The sequence below is a fragment of the Rhizobium sullae genome, assembly GCF_900169785.1.
GTDB lineage: Bacteria > Pseudomonadota > Alphaproteobacteria > Rhizobiales > Rhizobiaceae > Rhizobium > Rhizobium sullae.
Window position 1 is genome coordinate 1 of record NZ_FWER01000034.1, and the last position, 18,721, is coordinate 18,721.

General features: G+C 59.5%; 14 protein-coding genes and 5 pseudogenes. 7 read left to right on the top strand and 12 right to left on the bottom strand.

What is annotated here, in order from left to right:
* Nucleotides 1-875: 875 nt before the first annotated feature.
* A complete protein-coding gene (locus BN1800_RS25375; protein ID WP_087001655.1) occupies nucleotides 876-1,862 on the bottom strand; it encodes a dienelactone hydrolase family protein in 987 nt (328 codons plus the stop codon).
* An 848-nt stretch (nucleotides 1,863-2,710) separates the two neighbouring features.
* A pseudogene (locus BN1800_RS40550) lies at nucleotides 2,711-2,818 on the bottom strand (transposase domain-containing protein); the annotation flags it as partial.
* Between the two features lie 196 nt (nucleotides 2,819-3,014).
* Between BN1800_RS40550 and BN1800_RS42725 the strand changes: the two are divergent.
* Nucleotides 3,015-3,353, top strand: a pseudogene (locus tag BN1800_RS42725) (hypothetical protein).
* Between the two features lie 96 nt (nucleotides 3,354-3,449).
* Here the strand turns inward: BN1800_RS42725 and BN1800_RS25395 are convergent.
* Together BN1800_RS25395 and BN1800_RS25400 are read right to left on the bottom strand one after the other, a co-directional pair.
* A pseudogene (locus BN1800_RS25395) lies at nucleotides 3,450-4,087 on the bottom strand (IS66 family transposase); the annotation flags it as partial.
* Nucleotides 4,088-4,150: 63 nt separating this feature from the next.
* Nucleotides 4,151-4,477: a low affinity iron permease family protein gene (locus BN1800_RS25400; protein ID WP_087001658.1), complete on the bottom strand. Its 327-nt coding sequence runs from the start codon at nucleotides 4,475-4,477 to the stop codon at nucleotides 4,151-4,153.
* Between the two features lie 340 nt (nucleotides 4,478-4,817).
* On the opposite strand from BN1800_RS25400, the gene BN1800_RS41550 reads away from it, so the two are divergent.
* Nucleotides 4,818-4,979, top strand: a complete 162-nt coding sequence (locus BN1800_RS41550) for a hypothetical protein (RefSeq protein ID WP_179213884.1) — start codon at nucleotides 4,818-4,820, stop codon at nucleotides 4,977-4,979.
* Nucleotides 4,980-5,247: 268 nt separating this feature from the next.
* Here BN1800_RS41550 and BN1800_RS25410 read toward each other — a convergent pair whose 3' ends face one another.
* Nucleotides 5,248-5,967: an SOS response-associated peptidase gene (locus BN1800_RS25410; protein ID WP_087001659.1), complete on the bottom strand. Its 720-nt coding sequence runs from the start codon at nucleotides 5,965-5,967 to the stop codon at nucleotides 5,248-5,250.
* A 225-nt stretch (nucleotides 5,968-6,192) separates the two neighbouring features.
* Nucleotides 6,193-6,399: a hypothetical protein gene (locus tag BN1800_RS25415; RefSeq protein ID WP_087001660.1), complete on the bottom strand. Its 207-nt coding sequence runs from the start codon at nucleotides 6,397-6,399 to the stop codon at nucleotides 6,193-6,195.
* Nucleotides 6,400-6,808: 409 nt separating this feature from the next.
* Here BN1800_RS25415 and BN1800_RS25425 point away from each other — a divergent pair, with 409 nt between their 5' ends.
* From BN1800_RS25425 to BN1800_RS25435, 3 genes and pseudogenes are all read left to right on the top strand, one after another.
* On the top strand, nucleotides 6,809-7,117 hold the full coding sequence (locus tag BN1800_RS25425; protein ID WP_087001662.1) for a hypothetical protein: 309 nt from the start codon (nucleotides 6,809-6,811) through the stop codon (nucleotides 7,115-7,117).
* A 2-nt stretch (nucleotides 7,118-7,119) separates the two neighbouring features.
* A complete protein-coding gene (gene ligD, locus BN1800_RS25430) occupies nucleotides 7,120-9,756 on the top strand; it encodes a DNA ligase D (RefSeq protein WP_087001663.1) in 2,637 nt (878 codons plus the stop codon).
* Between the two features lie 31 nt (nucleotides 9,757-9,787).
* Nucleotides 9,788-10,442, top strand: a pseudogene (locus BN1800_RS25435) (hypothetical protein); the annotation flags it as partial.
* 104 nt (nucleotides 10,443-10,546) lie between these two features.
* Here the strand turns inward: BN1800_RS25435 and BN1800_RS25440 are convergent.
* The 3 genes from BN1800_RS25440 to BN1800_RS25455 form a co-directional block, all read right to left on the bottom strand.
* Nucleotides 10,547-11,065 carry a P-loop nucleotide/nucleoside kinase family protein gene (locus BN1800_RS25440; RefSeq protein ID WP_280173976.1) on the bottom strand — a complete coding sequence of 173 codons (519 nt, stop codon included), beginning with the start codon at nucleotides 11,063-11,065 and terminating at the stop codon, nucleotides 10,547-10,549.
* Nucleotides 11,066-11,244: 179 nt separating this feature from the next.
* Nucleotides 11,245-11,700, bottom strand: coding sequence for a hypothetical protein (locus BN1800_RS25445; protein WP_087001665.1), 456 nt, complete (start codon nucleotides 11,698-11,700; stop codon nucleotides 11,245-11,247).
* A 376-nt stretch (nucleotides 11,701-12,076) separates the two neighbouring features.
* On the bottom strand, nucleotides 12,077-13,978 hold the full coding sequence (locus BN1800_RS25455) for a potassium transporter Kup (protein ID WP_087001701.1): 1,902 nt from the start codon (nucleotides 13,976-13,978) through the stop codon (nucleotides 12,077-12,079).
* A gap of 1,012 nt (nucleotides 13,979-14,990) precedes the next feature.
* Between BN1800_RS25455 and BN1800_RS25465 the strand changes: the two are divergent.
* Nucleotides 14,991-15,496: pseudogene (locus BN1800_RS25465) on the top strand (ferritin-like domain-containing protein).
* A 45-nt stretch (nucleotides 15,497-15,541) separates the two neighbouring features.
* Complete coding sequence (locus tag BN1800_RS25470; RefSeq protein WP_087001668.1) at nucleotides 15,542-15,802, top strand: DUF2934 domain-containing protein; 261 nt, start codon at nucleotides 15,542-15,544, stop codon at nucleotides 15,800-15,802.
* Nucleotides 15,803-16,400: 598 nt separating this feature from the next.
* Here BN1800_RS25470 and BN1800_RS25475 read toward each other — a convergent pair.
* Genes BN1800_RS25475 through BN1800_RS25485 form a run of 3 tightly spaced genes read right to left on the bottom strand, consistent with a single transcriptional unit; the run spans nucleotide 16,401 to nucleotide 18,341 of the window.
* Nucleotides 16,401-17,378: a DUF3618 domain-containing protein gene (locus BN1800_RS25475; protein ID WP_087001669.1), complete on the bottom strand. Its 978-nt coding sequence runs from the start codon at nucleotides 17,376-17,378 to the stop codon at nucleotides 16,401-16,403.
* Nucleotides 17,375-17,794, bottom strand: coding sequence for a phage holin family protein (locus tag BN1800_RS25480; protein ID WP_087001670.1), 420 nt, complete (start codon nucleotides 17,792-17,794; stop codon nucleotides 17,375-17,377). The genes BN1800_RS25475 and BN1800_RS25480 overlap by 4 nt, the downstream gene beginning before the upstream one ends.
* A gap of 10 nt (nucleotides 17,795-17,804) precedes the next feature.
* On the bottom strand, nucleotides 17,805-18,341 hold the full coding sequence (locus tag BN1800_RS25485) for a hypothetical protein (RefSeq protein ID WP_087001671.1): 537 nt from the start codon (nucleotides 18,339-18,341) through the stop codon (nucleotides 17,805-17,807).
* Nucleotides 18,342-18,721 lie beyond the last annotated feature (380 nt).

Below are 18,721 nucleotides of genomic sequence, written 5' to 3' on the forward strand. Positions count from 1 at the left end.
CACGTGGCTGTGCGGTCCACCTCAACTCCTCGCGCATTGGTACGTTATCGTACGGAAACCATGATCCACATAGCACGTTAATATTTTGAACGTCTCCCGACGTTCCTCTTTGTCAACAACTAGCGCCGATACGTCGGGGCTCTTTGTAATGAGGAGCGAACATGATTGTGCGTATGTACCCGCCCTACTATGCGAGACGTGACCCGGACGCGACTTGGTCGATAGTTGACATAAGGACCGGAATGATCGTTGTCATCGCGGAAACCGTGCCCCTCCAGCACCTCGATGAAGCCACCATCATGGACATTATAGATGTTCTGCGCGAGAGAGATTCGACCTCTGGCTGGACAACGAGCCCATTGCGGAACAGGGAACTGAGATGATCCCGATTACGGTTCGTCATCGTGCGGCCGACATATCCTGTGACCCGCGCTTTACCCACTTGCTCGTGGCTGGCTGTCCGCCTCAGATTCTTCGCGCATTGGTATCTTACCGTACGGAAAGCTTTTTTGTGTGCTGGCGGAACGCTCTCGGCAGTTAAGTCATTGAAATTGCGGATTGCGCGCCCGTCTACAAACGCGCATCCAGCCGGCGACTTGGCCGTGCGCTGCACCCCGTCCGTCAGGTCCGTTTTTTGACCGGAACCGCACTAATACCTTTGGCTAGTTTACCGGCAGACAGTCTCGCCCATTTTATAAGGGCCGCGCACCCCTATGAGCGGTGTCCGTCACTTTCCCTTGCCCCGCCGATCGACAGCGGGGCTCTTTTTTCCGCTATTCGGGAGCAAATGCCACCAACTCGGTTTTGGAATAAACGCAGTCTCCTCAAGTACCCGACTAGGGTCCGCCCCCCGCTCTCGATGCTTCGCCATCGAATCAGTTGAGGCGAAATACTCCAATCAAGAACTTCTTCACCGTGGCTTGTGCTGCCTCGGTCGCAGCTTTGTCGTAACCCACGGTCGAACCGAGTTCCACACAAGCATCATTGAAGGTGAAGGGCTCGCCAGTCTCGACATTGAATATCTTGCCGTCTTCCTCGCGGCGCTGACAATTGCGAGAAGATTGTGCGCTTTGGGTAACGGAAACCGCCCGCGCATCGGGGTTATCGAACCCGTGGTGCGCGCCGGGATACTCGGTCATGACAGCGTCCTTTCCGGCGGCGTTGAGACGCGTGATGTAATCAAGGCACGTCATAGCCAGGGTCGTGTCGTCCGCCGCGCCGTGGAATTCGCGGACTGGGGCGTCGGCAATGTCGAGTTCATCGATGAAGCGAATGTTGCACGCAGGATAGAATGAAAGATGTGCGGCAATGCGCGTCTTTGCTGACCCATGGAGAGCTTGGAAACGCCGCATGCTGGTATAGAGCGCTGCGGAGCCACCGCGCGAGAAGCCCATCACGGCGATGCGTGATGGATCGATCCGCGGGTGGACCGCGAGCACGTCGACGGCGCGATAGGTATCGTAGAATTGTGCGAAAGAGCTCAGCCGCGACTGATCTGTCTCGACCTGATCTATGCCTCGACCGCCGAAACTATCAAGGCGGAACGTGGCGATTCCCATTCTGTTGAGAAATTCGCCCCAGCGGACTGCTGGCGTGCTGTTGGCAGCACCATTGGAACCATGGAGCAGAATGACGGCCGGCAGATGCTCATTCCAACTCGGAAACCGGAGTTGGCCAGTCAGCGTCACAGCAACTCCGTTCGCCGTATTCCCCTGCAAGAACTGCTTGTCCGTCAGGGTGAGCGACGGCACTGTCAATGTCTCGTCCGGGGGAAATTTCGGCCGGATTTCCCCGACGTGTCCGTGCGATGCGAACAGTGTCACGATGAACATAGTGAGGGCGGCTCCGATAAAACGTGCCATGTCAAGCACCTCCGACTTGGCGCTCAACTTAGCACATTAAGCCGTCAAACCGTATGGCTCCCTCAACTTGGATTGATGATACCAGCCAACCAGCAAGCCCTTTTTGCACTGCAAGACTCATCCATCCGACGTCTGGTGGCATTTGCTGCCGAACTCCTTTTTTTGCAATCGCCTTTCGCGAACGCCGCGCAAGTTCCCGCTACCTCCCGAGAATGATCCCCGCTATCCGCCGGATGGCATCAGCGAAGGTGACGTCTATCGCCATACCGACGAGGAGTATGAAGAGGACAACTAAGGACTGGATCGCGCGGCCCACATCATCCTGTGACCGTGCTTACGCCCTTTGCACGTGGCTGCGCGATCCACCTTAATTCTTCGCGCATCGGCAACCGCTTTTTGTACGAAATCGCACTAATACTTTCAGGCTGGTTTACCGGCAGATCGTTTCACCCATGTAATAGAGAGCCGCCACTTTGCGTGGCGAGATCATCACTTTCCTCTGCCCCGCCGATCGACAGCGGGGATTTTTTGAACATTGCGTCTGGAACTTCGCGCCGCGCGAGACGTTGGGCACCATCACGCGGCATCCACCATCGTTCCAACCGATCCGCGCGATCGTGGCAAGAGGTCGATCAGCCTCTTGCACGATGCGGTGAGGGTTCGTCTCAGCGACTCTTCATGACGAGCCCTTGCCGTTCGGTCTGCGTTACCGCCCCAGAACGATCCCTATCCGCCGGATTGCATCAGCGAAGGTGACGCCCGGCGCCGCACTTGAATAATCTGCGTGTACGTCGCCACTGCCACCATTGGAATTGGCATCTACGGCGAGTGAAGCTCAAGCGGTTCTATCAGGCTGCGGGCTTAAGCCTGGCGGCGTAGGCCCACGGCAGCAGATCGTCGATCTGGCTATTTGGATGCCCGTTGACGATCTGTGTGAGAACGTCTGAGAGATAGGCCGTAAGCGGTGTCCCGCTTCCATATTGACTGAGCTGCCTTTTGCAGTGCCGAGCACTGGAGGACATGAAGGGGATGCCAACTATTACCCCAACAGCCGTCATCCTGCGCCTCGCGCCACATCTTGGACTACAGGGGGTGTTTCCCGACGCTCGGCATGTAAACTGATAGCCATCTAAGCCAAGGGAGGTAACGCCGGTGCCCCGATTTCTTGCCGTTTACACTATGAAGCCCGAAGACCTCGTGTCATTTCGAAGCCTGCCCAAAGCCCAGCAGGATGCAGTCGATGCTGTGGGCATACCACGGTGAGTGGCGTGGGAGGAACATAATGCTGCGTTCATCCTTGATCGCGGTGGCATGGTGGGCAAGACGACGCGTGTGACAAAGGACGGTGTGGCCGAAGCCGTGAATCCATTCTGCGGCTATCTGGTAGTCGAAGCGGAAACCGCTGATGCCGCCGCACGGCTGTTCCAGGACCATCCGCACCTCACCGTATTTCCTGGTGACGGTGTAGATATCATGCCTTTTCTAACTTGAACTCCTTTTGGCGAACATCACCCACTTCCGCCTACCTTACCTTCGCTCGGGAGGTGGCGGACGTCTGCTTAGGGTCAACTGCCGCCTCGGGTGCATTTACTCGGCCGGGTAATTCCAAGGCAGCAGCTCATCGATCCGGCTTTGCTTGTGGCCGTTGACGATGGCGGCGAGTGTGCTGGTCAGGTAGGCCTGCGGGTCGACGGCATTGAGTTTGCATGTCTCGATGAGCGAGGCGATGGTTGCCCAGTTCTCGGCTCCGGCATCGTGCCCCCGCAAAGAGTGCGTTCTTCCGATTGCTATCGGCCAGATGGTTCACTCGACACTGTTGTTGTCGATCTCGATGCGGCCGTCGGTCAGGAAGAGCTTCAAACCATCCAGTCGTTGGCGATGTAGGCCAAAGCCTCGCCAAGCGGAGATTTGGTCGCGACACGGGCGTCGTGGTGGAGAAGCCAAGTCTGCATGTCGGCGATCAGCGGCGCTGGCCGTTCCTGCCGCCTGGCAAGACGAGCCGGCGGATCAAGGCCACGCAGTTCGGCCTCAATCCGATACAGCTCGCCGATCCGTTTGAGGCTTCCTCGGCAATAGGTGCTCATGAGCTTGCGACGGGCATGCGCGCAGCAATAGGCAAGTTGGATGTCCGTGCCGGCGCGGTCAGGTGCAATCAGCCTGTTGTATCCGGCATAGCCGACGACCTGCAGGATGCCAGAGAAGCCCTGCGATATACGTTCGGCATGGGAGCGTGCCGGCGTCGAGCCTAGACAATTCCGCTATATAGTGGTCTGCCGAGGGGCAGGGTTTTACTTGTCCGCTTCCTGTTCGAGCCGTTCGACTTCCGCCGCGATGCGCTCCGGCTGTTCGTGCTCGAGGCCGACGACCCCGTTCCGGGTCTCACGCATTGACACGATGATTTCATCGAGCTTGGCGTGGATTGCCGCGGTGTCGCGATAGCCTTGGATCAACACGATGCTAGTGATCACTATTGCGGCGACCGACAGAGCATAGGTGACGACGTTTGTGAGCCCGAACGGCACCAGCGCGGTGCTGCCAATCATCGCTGCAATAACGAAATAAAAGCCGGGAGGGCGGGAAAGAAAATCCGCCAGTCGAAAAAGAACCTCGTTCACGTCAGTCCTCCGCAATCGGTGCCTAAATTAACGCGCCAATGCGGATCTTGTTCGGAGACACTGCTTGTCGTTTCGCACTTAAACGTTAAGAATGCGGCTGTTTCTTTGTTGTTTGGCTTTTTATTCGGACCTTGGATAAAATTACCGAACTCAACAACCTGATCAGTACTGGGTTCGTGAAAGCACAGCGCACGCTTGACGTGGGTAAGCGGGGCGACACCGACGTCATCGGCAATCTGCTCAACAGCTTTTCAAGACGGCGAATACGCTCACCGCATCGATCAACGATCAGCATATCGCTGACCGACTCAAGGCCTCTGTCGCCCATCTGGAAAAGTCAATGCAGGAAGATTTTGACGACCGGCTGAAGGCGCTGCTGCCGGCGCTCAACACATTCGGTTTTCCCAGCCTCAACGATACGGAACTGCGGCCGCAGACGACGATCGACGTTGAGAGCCTTCTCGCGGACAACACGCGCATCCTTGTACACCGGCGCGGATGAGGCCCATTTGCCCGAAGGCTATAACGGCCTCTGCACCCGGAATCTGATTTACATCCTGCTCCAGCCTGAAGCGCTGCATAAGACCTATCGCAGCATGCCTATGCGCCCGGACCGTCGAATACGAAGGCCGCCGGAAGGACATCGTTTAGGTGAAGCCGACTGATTGCGGAGATCCAGTACCGGGCGTGGACGCACTACGGAAACCTGCGGCATTCGTCCTACAAGGGGCTCCGCGAAGTGCAGGATAACACCGCGAAACAGGTCCTGATCAGAACAGCGTCGGCTCGGGATCGGGACCGATCTCCTCGATGATCTCTGGATTGTCATTCTTCGGTGATCCGACGGCCTTGCCGATTGGCCACATCGTCATCAGCTCGGAGGGGAATGGCCTCATCAGCTCGTGTGGGTCCGGCTCTGGCGACAGCCAGCGCTCGTATTCCTCCGGATGCAGGATCACCGGCATGCGGTCGTGGATCGCCGCCATAATTTCATTCGCCGGACAGGTGATGACGGCGAAGGTACGGATATCGACGTCGGCCGGATCGCGCCGTATCTCCCATATGCCGGCAAGCGCAAAGGGCACGCCCGACTTCATCGCAACGGCATAGGGCTGCTTATTCTTGCCGGTGCCGAAGATGTCCTTCCATTCGAAGAAGCCGTCGATCGGCACCAGGCAGCGGCGCGAGCGATAGGCGGATTTGAACATGCCATTCGCGGCAATGCCTTCGCAGCGCGCGTTTATCGGCGGCGGCCGCCCGCCCGGCTTCATCCAGCCCGGCATCAAGCCCCATCGGGCGCTGACGAAGACCGTGCCCATCGTGACAGGCTCACGCACCAGGTCTTTGATGATGATCGGGTAATCAAGCGAGGGAGCGCCGTTATAGCGCGGGAAGTGATTGGCGAGGCCAAGCGCGCCCTTGCGATCGGCGAAGGCAAAGGCATTCATCATGCTTTCGAGATTGGTCTTGATGAATATGCGTCCGCACATGATCGCCCCCTTGTTCTCAAAATGTTCTGCCGAGCGTCGAGAGTCAAGGGCGCGAGTGGGCGAGGTCGAGTGAGATAGTCAGGACGGAAAACATAATGCTTCCGTCATCATCTCGCCTGCCTCACAAATCGTTATGCGTTGACTTCGCCCGCTTGCGTTACTCCCGCATAGGTTCCGCCGATTACTGCAGGGTCGGTGGTTGCGACTGGCGGCCACTTGTTCTCATTATGTTCGCGTCGGCGGTAGTGTCAAGTTGACTCCAAGGCGGTCGACTGTATCAGCGAGATAGATGATGAGCAGGAAACCGCCGATGATCATTGTCGCAGCGATAAGGGCAATCAAAAGCGCCCGTCCGCTCTCTCTCCTACGCTGCCTATCGATCTGCTCGATCTGGTCTCGCGGCTCGTTTTCTTTCTTATCCTTGTCTGCCATGGCAAGTTCGTTGGCGCCTGGTTAACAGCGTCCTTCGAACGACGACGCAGGGGCCCAGGTTCCTACCAATGGCCAGAATTTAACTGGTGATATCTCAAGCGCTCGCCGAGGCCCGCGGCCGCTCGATGCGGATCGAGCAGTTCAAGCGGCCGATGGAATAGCATCCCTGCCGAATTGGCGGTGGTTATTTGCAGATTGCGTGATTTAATCGTCGAATGGCAAAGGCCCCGCACCACGATCAGCATCGCCTTCAAGGATCGGCCAGTCTTTTCATGCCGAGACAAAAGGGGAACATACCAGCCTTCGCCGCGATATCAACCATTTCAATCGCGCCGGTGACCACGTCGCGAAACTACCGGCCGCCTGACGCGTTCTCGCCCTGTAAACATCAGTAGCAGGAGACAGCCAAATGGCGGACGACAGCACCACGACAATCCGGGCCACATTCGAAACACGCGAAGCAGCCGATCTTGCCGTCGAACATCTGGTTCAGCAGCACGGGATCTCGAGGCCCGATATCTTTATCCAGTCGGCGACTGACCGCAATTCCGCCGGCTCGGCGCCGTCGGGCGGGGATGCCTCTCATGACGAGGGCGCCCGTCGCGACGCGCCGCTCGCAGGCGAGATCGAGGTTTCGGCAGATATCGCATACAGCCAAGTCGCCGCCGTCCAGCGCAGTTTCCGAGCCGCCGGCGCAATGCGTGTATCGAGCCGCTGAGCATGGTCGACAATCTCTCAAAATACCGCGCCAAGCGCGATTTCAAGAAGACGAGCGAGCCGAGCGGCGCGACCCACATCAAGCCGTCGAACCGCAGGCGGTTTGTGATCCAGAAGCACGACGCGACGCGGCTCCATTATGATCTGAGACTCGAGCTTGACGGGGTGTTCAAGTCCTGGGCGGTGACCAAGGGGCCGTCGCTTGATCCCCATGACAAGCGACTGGCCGTCGAGGTTGAAGACCACCCGCTCGACTACGGTGACTTCGAGGGCACGATCCCGAAGGGCCAGTACGGCGGTGGCACGGTCATGCTGTGGGATCGCGGCTATTGGGAACCGGAAGGCAGGAAGTCACCCGAAGAAGCCCTGAAGAAGGGCGATTTCAAGTTCACGCTAGAGGGAAAACGTCTACATGGCAGCTTCGTCCTGGTCAGGATGCGCAACGACCGCGATGGCGGCAAGCGGACCAACTGGCTGCTGATCAAGCACCATGATGATCATTCCGTCGAGGAGAACGGCGCGGCGATCCTGGAGGAGAATGCGACCTCGGTCGCGTCGGGCCGCAGCATGGAGCAAATCGCCAGCGGCAAGGGGCGGAAGCCAAGACCGTTTATGATGGGAAATGCGAATGTCGAGGCGGATGCCGTCTGGGACAGCAAGCATGGCCTGGCGGCCGACGAACGGAAGAAGAGGTCCCACAAGGACGTGGCGACCTCGACCGCGGCCGACCTGCCGGATTTCATCGCCCCGCAGCTATGCGCGACGTTGGATCGGCCGCCGGGTGGCGACGATTGGCTGCACGAGATCAAATTCGATGGCTACCGGATCCAGCTGCGCGTCGCCAACGGCACGGTGACCCTGAAGACACGCAAGGGCCTCGACTGGACAGGGAGATATCCCGAGATCGCCGATGCGGCTACCGAACTGCCGGATTGCATCATCGATGGCGAGATCTGCGCGCTCGACGAGAATGGCGCACCCGATTTTGCGGCTCTCCAGGCGGCCCTGTCGGAGGGCAAGACGGGCGATCTGGTCTATTTCGCGTTCGACCTGCTGTTCGACGGCGGCGAGGACTTGCGGTCCTTGGCCTTGGTCGAGCGGAAGAAGCGGCTGCAAAATCTGCTCGCCGATGCGACTGATGATCCTCATCTCCGCTACGTCGACCATTTCGAATCTGGTGGTGATGCGGTGCTGCGGTCTGCCTGCAAGCTGTCGCTCGAAGGCATCGTCTCCAAACAGATGGATGCGCCCTATCAGTCCGGCCGTACCGACACTTGGGCGAAATCTAAATGCCGGGCGGGCCATGAGGTGGTGATCGGCGGTTACGCCAGGACCAACGGCAAGTTCCGCTCCCTGCTGGTCGGTGTTCACCGCGGCGATCACTTTGTCTGTGTCGGCCGTGTCGGAACCGGCTACGGCGCCAGGAAAGTCGAGATGCTCCTTCCGAAACTGAACGCGCTCGAGACGGCGAGATCGCCGTTCACCGGTATCGGTGCTCCCAAGAAGCAGGCTGAAGTTGTTTGGGTGAAGCCCGAGCTCGTCGCCGACATCGAATTCGAAGGGTGGACGGCAGACGGCATCGTGCGCCAGGCAGCCTTTAAGGGACTGCGGGAAGACAAGCCGGCGAAAGAGGTTGAGGCCGAGAAGCCAGCATCGCCCGCCAGGACTGATGCCGCTGAACCTGCTCCGACTGACAAGTCAAAACCCGCACGGCGCAAAGGCGCCAAGGCCGAGGTCATGGGCGTCTTCATCTCCAATCCCGACAAGCCGCTCTGGCCGGACGCGGGTGATGGCGAGCCGGTCACCAAGGAAGATCTCGCCCGCTACCATGAGACTGTTGGCGCTTGGCTGATCGAACACATCAAGGGTCGGCCTTGTTCGATCATTCGGGCGCCGGATGGCATCGGCGGAGAACAGTTCTTCCAGCGCCATGCGATGCCCGGCACCTCGAACCTTCTCGAACTGGTGAAGGTCTTCGGCGACAAGAAGCCGTACCTGCAGGTCGATCGGTTGGAGGGGCTTGCGGCAATCGCCCAGATCGGCGGCGTCGAGCTGCATCCGTGGAACTGCGAACCCGGCCAGCCGGAAGTGCCTGGTCGGCTGGTGTTCGATCTCGATCCCGGCCCGGACGTGCCGTTTTCGAACGTCGTCGCTGCCGCGCGCGAGATGCGCGACCGGCTCGACGAGCTCGGCCTTGTCAGTTTCTGCAAGACCACGGGCGGCAAGGGGCTGCATGTCGTCACGCCGCTTGCCGTCAACAAGCGCAAGCCTCTCACATGGGCAGAGGCGAAGGGTTTCGCCCACGACGTCTGTCAGCAGATGGCACGCGACAATCCCGACCTCTATCTCATCAAGATGACCAAGAGCCTGAGGGGCGGCAGGATCTTCCTTGATTATCTCCGCAACGATCGCATGGCCACCGCCGTCGCGCCGCTGTCGCCGCGCGCGCGGCCCGGCGCCACCGTGTCGATGCCGCTCACCTGGACGCAGGTGAAATCCGATCTCGATCCGAGGCGGTTTACCGTGCGTACCGTGTCAGCACTGATTGCCAAGAGTTCGGCCTGGCAGGACTATTGTGATGGCGAACGTCCGCTCGAGCAGGCGATCAAGCGCCTCGGGAAATCAAGGCGGGCAGCCTGATCTCTGAAGCATGGCTGCCAGGCGATGTGACATGGACATGGAACCGAAGGACACATCCGACCCACGCCCGCGTGAGGGTGCAACGACCGACCTGTCGCACGACCGGATGACGGTGCAACGGTTTCGGGAGGCGTTTCCGTGCGCCCGGTGGAGCGACCGCCTGAACGCCTGGTTCGTACCGGGCCGCACTGCTCAAAAGCGCATCGGCCGCTGGCTGGCCGAGATGGAGGCGGAGGCCGACACCTTCGCCGACGAGAAGGGTAGGGACGCCTTCGCCTTCGAGCCGATCGAAAGCCGCTACCTTGAGGCGGCACCGGCAACCCTCCAAATCCGGACGCCCTATTCACGGACCGTGATCAACGATTCCGCATGCACGCTGGGACGCCGATCGCCGCCTCTGGACCGTGCCCTACCGCTCATTTGAGGAACTCCGGCGACGCTGGCCGGCGATCGAGGCGGCTGCCGAACGGAGCGAGCCGGAGGCCCGCCGCGCAAAGCGCGAGGCGATCAAGGGCACTGAGGAAGACCAGGCGATCAGCGCGAGGACAAGGGAGCGTCGGCGGAAGCGCTATCCAGTTCCCGTCGATGACGCCCCGCCCTTGGATCGCGCGGTCGGCACGCATGTCGGCGTCGTCTTCTTTATCGGCACCGACGGAGAACTGGCCGACCCCACCACGGTCACTGCCAGAAAGTTGGTATAAATAATTGTGCTGTCATCTTACGCGAGATCAACGAGCTGGTCCGGACTCGCCTAGTACGCAGACTGAGAAGACCCTGGCGCTGTGGCGTTTCATGTAAGGGCGGTGATGGCTGGACGGGTTTGCCGATCGTAAAGCGCCAATTCCTCGGCGGTTGGCCGCTCGAACAGCTTCGACCACCTAAGCAGGTCCGCCTGCGAGATGTCGAACGTGCCGACTGGAAGCTCGGCGTTTCGCCGGGAGACTCGGTCCCAAAGCTCATCAAAGGGAACGTCGAGGAAGCAGAGGACGACGCGGGCACCAGCTGCTCGAGCTTCCTCCCGGCAGGTGTCGCGTTCTGCCCGTGACCACACTCCCCAATCCACGACAACATTACACTGAAGCCTGATGGCACGCAGAGCGATCTGCCATTGTAGGCCCTCGACTCTACCTCGGCACGGACCAGTTTCGGCTTCTGGAGTAGAGATGCCGGGGTAAAGCTTGTGCATCCAGTCGTCTCCAGTCAGACGGAGGGCAGATGCTTCATGTTCGATTATCGTGGCGAGCGACGTCTTCCCCGAACCGGGAAGACCGCAAGTGAGGTAGAGCGTGGGCATTGGAAAATCTCTGATTTTGGCTTGGCAATTGAAAGTGGCCCCGCGGTGTCGTGCAGGACTGCGCTTCGCTCAATGCCGCAAGGCGCGGCCAATCAGAGGTGTGTTGCCATAGTCTATCTTGTAGGCCCGCTCTGCTCGGGGGTCAAGACGAAGCGCAAGGGTGAGCTCACTCGCTCATTGATCTGATGTGCTGGTCACCCCCTCTTGTGACTTTCGACAACTGCACTTTGGCAGACTATCTGGTTCCATTCGAAATTCGTGTCGTGCCCCCGCAGAGGCGCTTCAAGGCGGCCGCAAGCCATTCGCGGTAAGCTTCGGGGCCGTCTCCCTGTTGGACCGGTCCAAAGCAGAAAGAGGTCCGGGCTGCCGAGCGACCAGACGTGGCTTGTCGCCGTTTCCCGGTCGAGCCCTTCGCGCAGGCCACCGATCTCGGCCAGCCCGGCGACGAACCGCGCCAGATTCCTGCGGCGGGCCGCATGAAGCTCCACATAGAGGTCGCGCATTTCCGCCTCGGTTTCCGCAGCCGTCCGCACGACCGCCAGCATGGTTGCTGCGCGGCCGAGAAGGGTTGAGACGTCTTGAGAGGAGGCGTCGATCATACGCTCGGGATCCGTCTGGGCGCGCACCGCGCGCCTTTCGGCCTGCTCCATAAACCGCGTTGCCGGATCGGCCCCCACATGACGGCGACAACCAGCGCATGCACGATGGCGCGCTTGTCGCCAAGCGGGCATAGACTGTCTCGGCTATGATTTGGGCGGATTTGCCTGGGCGTGCAATCGACGAGGTCTTTGGTCTCGATGCGCTCGTCACCAATCTCATGCTCACAGTCATGACCGACAGCTTCGGATCGCCGGCGTGGAGTCAGAGGGTGCGAAGCGTCTTCCGCAGGGACGTCGGGTATGCTCGTGTGCGGTGGTTGACCCAGCGAACCCGGCGGTGTAGCGCCAGGAGCAACGAAAAGAGCTCGACGACGGACAAATTAGCGTTCCTCGCAACGTGACGCGAGACCGGCGCTCATCGGCGCCGCTAGATAGTTGTCTGCAGCCCGAGTTCGACAACTCGCCCCGACGGCAGCCCAAAATAGTCTGTCGCATTGCTGGCATTCTGCGCAAGCGAGATGAACAACCGGTCCTGCCAGAACGGCATGCCACCTTTCTTCGACGGCAAGATCGTTCGGCGAGACAGGAAGAAGGAAGTCGACATGATGTCGAACTTCAGGCCAAGCTTGCGGGCGAGGACGAGCGCACGAGGGATGTTGGGCGTCTCCATGTAGCCGAAAGTGATTACCAGCCGGCTGAAGCGGGGGTTGAAGCTTTCAAGGAAGATTTTCTCATCGTCCGGGACGAATGGCGTCGTCGAAGTCACGACGCTGAGAATGATGTTCTGCTCATGGAGCACTTTGTAATGCTTGAGGCTATGGAGAAGTGCCGTTGGCGCGCCTTCGATGTCGCTGGTCAGGAAGACTGCCGTACCAGGCACTGTGGGGGGCTTCTTCCGGGCCAGATTGTCGATGATCGCCGCGAGTGGGATTTCGTCGGCCTTGGTGCGGGCGGCAAGCAGCCGACGCCCCGCCGTCCATGTCTGCATGATGAGAGCCATCGTCGACGCCACCGCAACGGGAACCCAGCCGCCATCTGCGAACTTCGCAACGTTGGCGACCAGAAATCCGGCGTCGATCAGTGACATCGGCACAATGACTGCAAGAGCCGTCGCCAGTTTCCAGTTCCAGATACGCCGGATCACGATGAACAGGAGGATCGAAGTGATGAACATTTCGCCCGTCACAGCGATACCATAGGCAGCGGAAAGGCCACTTGAGTTTCGGAAGAAGAGCACCAGAGCAGTCACGAATATGAACAGCAAGTTGTTCACCTGTGGCATGAAGATCTGCCCGGATTGCGTTTCGGAGGTATGAAGGATCTGCAGGCGCGGAAGCAGGTTGAGGTGCATCGCCTGACGGACGAGGGAATAGGCGCCGGAGATCACGGCCTGGCTAGCGATGACCGTTGCCGCGGTCGCCAGACAGACCATTGGAATCCTCGCCCATTCTGGATGCATGCTAAAAAAAGGATGCTCGGCCATCTGCGGGTTCGCGAGCACGAATGCTCCCTGCCCGAAGTAATTCAGAAGCAGACTTGGGAAGACGAGCGAAAACCACGCCGTGACAATCGGGCGGCGCCCGAAATGGCCAAGGTCGACGTAGAGGGCTTCGGCCCCGGTCACAGCAAGGAAGACCGCCCCGAGTACCGCGATGGCCGAGCCGATGTTGCTTGCGATATACCGGAGCGCGTGGACCGGGTTGACTGCGCCTAACACCGACGGATCGTCAAAGATGTGGATCGCTCCGCTGAGGCCCAGGACGACGAACCACAGAGCGGTTACGGGACCAAACACCGACGCCACGCCGCTCGTCCCGAACCGTTGGACGAAAAACAGGACCGCGATGATCGTGAGAGTGACGGGCACGACCCAGTTAGACAACGCCGGTGCCACCACCTCGATGCCCTCGACTGCAGACAGGACGGAGATGGCAGGCGTGATGATCGCATCGCCGAGGAACAGCGAGGCGCCGATAACGCCCACGACAAGGACCCACTTGGGCCGGCCGCCCAGACCTTCGCGAGCGAGAGTCATGAGAGACAGCGTGCCGCCTTCGCCCCGGTTGTCCGCCTTCAGCACGAACGTTACGTACTTCAAGGTGACGACGATCGTGAGTGCCCAAACGATCAGCGACAGGATTCCAAGAACGTTGGCATGATGGGCTCCTGATCCGCCGGTGGCGTGGAGGGCTTCCCTGAACGCGTAGAGCGGGCTTGTCCCGATGTCGCCATAGACGACGCCCAGGGCAGCGAGCACGAGCGAGGGCAGTCCTCCCCGGGTCTGTTGTTCCAGTTCCGGATCTGCTAATCGCAGCTTGGTTTCGGTCAAATGGCGTGTCCTGTTGGGCGGGCGGTGATCGCTCGAAGTTGCCACCGGCTTTGTCTGATGGCAACGCGAAAACGGACATGCAATGACTGCATTCACGTTTCGCAAAGGGCAGGCGCCGACAGCCGTTGGCTTGTTGAGAAAGCTGCCCCATCGTCGTTTCGCCGCACCAATGAGATCAAGGAGTCTGCGGTTTTGTATCTCTTCAAGAGCAAGGGGAGGAATTCTCGTCCGGGACCGAGCCTCGAGCCTATCCGCTTGTACTGCTCGATCCGCATACAACTGCCAAGAGCCTCCGCGAGCCCTTCAGGCGAGTGGTCGCCTGAGATCACCAGACCCACGGCTGTCGTCATGGCTACGCGGCCGCGGCCGCTCTCTATCAGGACACGATGATCTTCGCACCACTGGCGAACCACTGTTGTGACCAGCTCGATTTCATTTTCATTGAGCGGAAGAAGGTCTAAAAGAGACATCTATAGCCCCTCCAATAATGGCAAGAGCGCAACGAGTCTCTCAACCGGTCTCAGCCGTTAAACGCGGGGCCGGCAAGGCAGCATACGCCCGCCATGTCGTGATGCAATACGTACATAGCGCACCGGAACCTTTTGATGCGCTTTGCATTTATCATCTGTCGCGCGACAAGCTCGCCCGTTAATCGCAGCTGGCGTCCGCCCCCGCTCGCCCAGCGAAGTCGCGTGATGCCTGTGCTGTAGGATCCAAATCAACTACAGCCAGGATGCGGCAGGGCTCGTTTCAAACCCCTCTACGGCGAGCCCGGTCGCTGTCCCACACCGGACAATTCGTCACCTCCCCGGGCGCCTTGGCGTAACCGGTCCCCTGGCCGCCCGTTGTCTCATCAGGCATTATCTGTGATCGGCTGTCCATGGCGCAATTCCGGTTGCCGGCACAAATGGATTCAGGCGCGTGTCAATGAAGATTCTGCACAGATGGCACCGGCGGAACATTTCATGAGACGGTCCGTTAGCGTTAGCGCCGCACAACGATGGAGGATCTCATGTCTACTGCACAAGACAATCTCGTCGCTTGGCTCCGTGACGCTCACGCCATGGAAGAGCAGGCCGAAACGATGCTGAAGGCACAATACGAGCGGATCAAAAACTATCCGGATCTGAAGGCACGCATCGGTCAGCATCTCGAAGAAACCAGCAGCAGGCAAAATCGCTGGAGACTTGCCTGAACCGCATAGGTGGCGGGTCCTCGACCATCAAGGATATGGCCGGAAAGATAACCGCCTTCGGGCAGGGCGTCAGCGGCCTGCTTGTGAGCGATGAGATCGTCAAAGGCTCGCTGGCAAGCTACACATTCGAGCATTTTGAGATTGCGAGCTACAGGATTCTCATTGCGGCCGCAGAGTTTGCCGGCGACCGGCAAACGCAGGCGGTCTGCGAAGGCATCCTCAAAGAAGAAATCGCCATGGCAAAGTGGCTGGAGGACAATCTTTCCGGTGTAACCGAGGCTTTTCTTACGCGCGCCGAAGCCGACATTGCGGCAAAGCGATAGGTAGCTCGCTGGCGCTGGCGACGGCAGTCTACCAAGGAGGAATCGATGGTTACCGAAAATAAAAGGAACGAAGATCCGGTCGAAGGCTCCGCGGAGATGATTGAACGGGAGCTGGAGCGGCGCAACGACACTGGGACTGAGTCTCCGGACAGAAGCTCCGGCGATAGGGAAGACCGCATTCGCAGACGCGCCTACGAAAAGTGGGAGCGCGAGGGCCGGCCCGACGGGGAGCATGAGCGGCACTGGCAGCAGGCGGAAAAGGAGATTGAAGGAGAGGACGGGATCGGTCACGGCGGCGAGCGTTAACCTGCCGCGGTAATCAGCCGCTGATCGGCGCACGGTGATGATAGGCCGCACCGCGCGCTGGGAATATTCCTAGATTGTCGTAGATTTTGAGAATCATTTATCTGTTAGGAAACATCGATGGCCATTACTATTGGAAAAGACGACCGAAAGTGGCTGGTCCGGTCTCACGGCACCTACGGAAGTTATCGGGCAGGAGTCCTATTTTTAGAATTCCTCTAATATTCATCCCTTGGCGCCGCAGATGCTTTAATAACAGGAGACTCGGAGTGAACAACCGGCGCGCAATCGCGCGATTGGGAACCCAGAATCTTTGCTGTCAGTGGCTGGTATGGATGCTGGTGGTCGCCTTGTTCCTTCCGGCCATCGCTATGCGAGCTGGGTTGGGCCAGAGTCGCAGTATTGCCGATCCAACCTGAGGGCGTCGGCGGTTAGTTCGCTTTGCAGGGCCTGTCGCTACATCACATCAGGCGTTCAGGCAGCGGTTCATCGTCATCTAGGGCGTTTAATCTCTCCTGTTCCGTAGCGCGCTCTTCATCGCTCTGCCTGTTCCAGCATAATCAAGCGTCTGATCCATCGCGGGTCCCACCTCAGAGGGCGGTCACCGTGGCGAATTGGCCGGATTATCAGCAGCCTGGAAGTCCCGCGCCTCTTCCTTTATGCGGTCTTTGGCTGCTTGATGGACATCGGACGCGACGTCCTTTGTGCGTTCGTAGATTTCCGACCCTGCCTCGACAGCCCGGGCCATCGCCGCGTCGGCGCTCGACGACAGGCTCTCGCGGACGGCATCCGATGTCTCGCCGATCGCCTCGTCTTCCTGCTCCGTGTGTGGAAGCGCAGCACCGATGGCAGCCCCGACGGCAAAGGCGAGTGCACCACTCACCAACGGCTGGTCCCGCAATTGCCGCTCTAGTAGTTCATTGAGCCGCGCACCCTGATCATGGAGCGTTCCGCCCGTGTCGAAGATCGTCGCCTGCACCTTCTCGGCAGACTGCGTGAGCCGGCGCCAGGACCGCGCGGCCCAGCCGGAAGCCTGGTCGAATAACGCGCCGGCCTCGTCGAAGATTTCATCTATTTGCCTACCCGCTGCATCGGCAAAGCCGCGATAGGTCTTGCCACTTTCATCAATGAAGTGCCCCGCTCGCCGACCGGCCGTATCGGTCAGTGCTCTAAAGCGCTTGCCGCTCTCGTCCGAGAAGTGGCTGTAGCGCTCGCCGAAGCTCTCCTCTACCGGACCAATTCGCCGCACCGCGCCTGTCACCGGCGCAAGCGGATAGTCGTCCAGCATTTCTTCATGCTCCGCTGCAGGGGCCGTGGCCTGCGGGGTTTTGGCCATCAGCCATGCCAGGCTCACTCCCATAAGAGCGAGTGGAACAGGATTTGTCTTCATCGTCCGGCCGAGATTGCCGACATATTCGGCACCCCCGCTATTCTTCGTGTAGGCTATGAGTTCGTCGATCAGTTGTCCCGGCGACATTCGCTCCTGTATCGCGTGGAGCTTTTCTTCGATTCGTTGGCGGTCGGAGTCAATCTCGCGCTGAAGCTCGGCCGCCCTGTGGTGATTGGAGGAATAGGTCATTGCGTTCGCTCCTTGATCACGTCGACATCCCGTCTGAGGGATGTTGCCGTGCGGTCAAGCGTTAGTTTGCCGCCGCGCAGGTTCGCTAGACCGCGCGAAATCATAGCCCAGGCAAGCACCGCCGCCAGGACGCCGATGATCACCGACGACAAGGCGTCTGCATTTGGCTCGGTAAAACCTCGGGCCACGAGAAAAGCGGCAACGCCGGTAACGGCGGCACTTAAGAGAACTCCCAGCGCGCCGATCGCAAGCGCCAATCCGATGGCGACGACTTCCAAGGCCCCCAGCGCGCGATCGAATTTCTCGGAAGCTTCGGTCTTTGCGAGATCGATTTCCTTACGGAATAGCCCCGAAATGTCTGCCACAAGGCCCGTGAGGAGCTCTGGAAGGGCGCGATTATCTCCGTGATTTGCCATAATAATGCTCCTAGCCGATCCGACCTGCATTCGACGAAGTGGACGGTGGCGTTGTGGTGGGTTGAGGGTGTTTCGCTCTACGTTCAGCCGAGGCGGTCAGGAAACGGCTTGCGGCGAAACCGGCAAGAGCGGCTATACTCAGGAACGCGGCTGGCTTTCTCCGGCCGAAGTCCTCTGCTATGCCCGCTATGTCGCCAAGATTGCGGTCCTTCAAGTCGCCCGCCAGTGATTCAAGCGAGCTGCCGAGGTTCCTGGTATACCGTCCAAGGGATTTCTGTTCCGACTGCTCAAGTTCGGAACCCACTTTCCGCAAGACGGTTGCAACGCCGCCAAGCTGGCGCGCGGCGAAGTTCTTCTCGTCCGTGGCCATTTGCTCTGCCGCGTCCCTGGCCTTTTCAGTCTGCTCTTCCGCGAACTGCTTCATTTCTTTCAAATCGCCCCGCAAGGCCGGCTCCCGGGCCGTAGCCGGATTAGCCTCGCCTCCCGGTGTACTCGGGCTTCCTTCGGGCGGGCGGCCAGATCCTTGGCCATACGTCGTATCACTCATTTTGTCCTCCTACTGTCTTTGAACGGAGGTGCCGCTATCCATTGCTAAAACAGTGCTACAGTCCCTTTGTTCCGAAGGTCGATTATTCCGCGATCGGCCCCAGCGCGACAATCGTGATGAGCGAGAGCGGCGCCTTAGGTGAGCAGTTCTCTTATCTCTCCGCGCTCAGAGCCGGCGGGAACGAGAAACTCCCTCCGGCTTAGCTTTTTTGACTATTGAGGCCTTCGGATGCATGGATCCTTGGGACGCCCGCCTATACATCCTGAACATCTAGATGAGGTCCGAAGGGTGCCACGGATTTAGCCGAGCATGGCCCTTACGCCGGTCGCCTGCCGGCCGTTCGAATCCCTTCGCGCTTTCAGCTTCCCTACCAGACTATA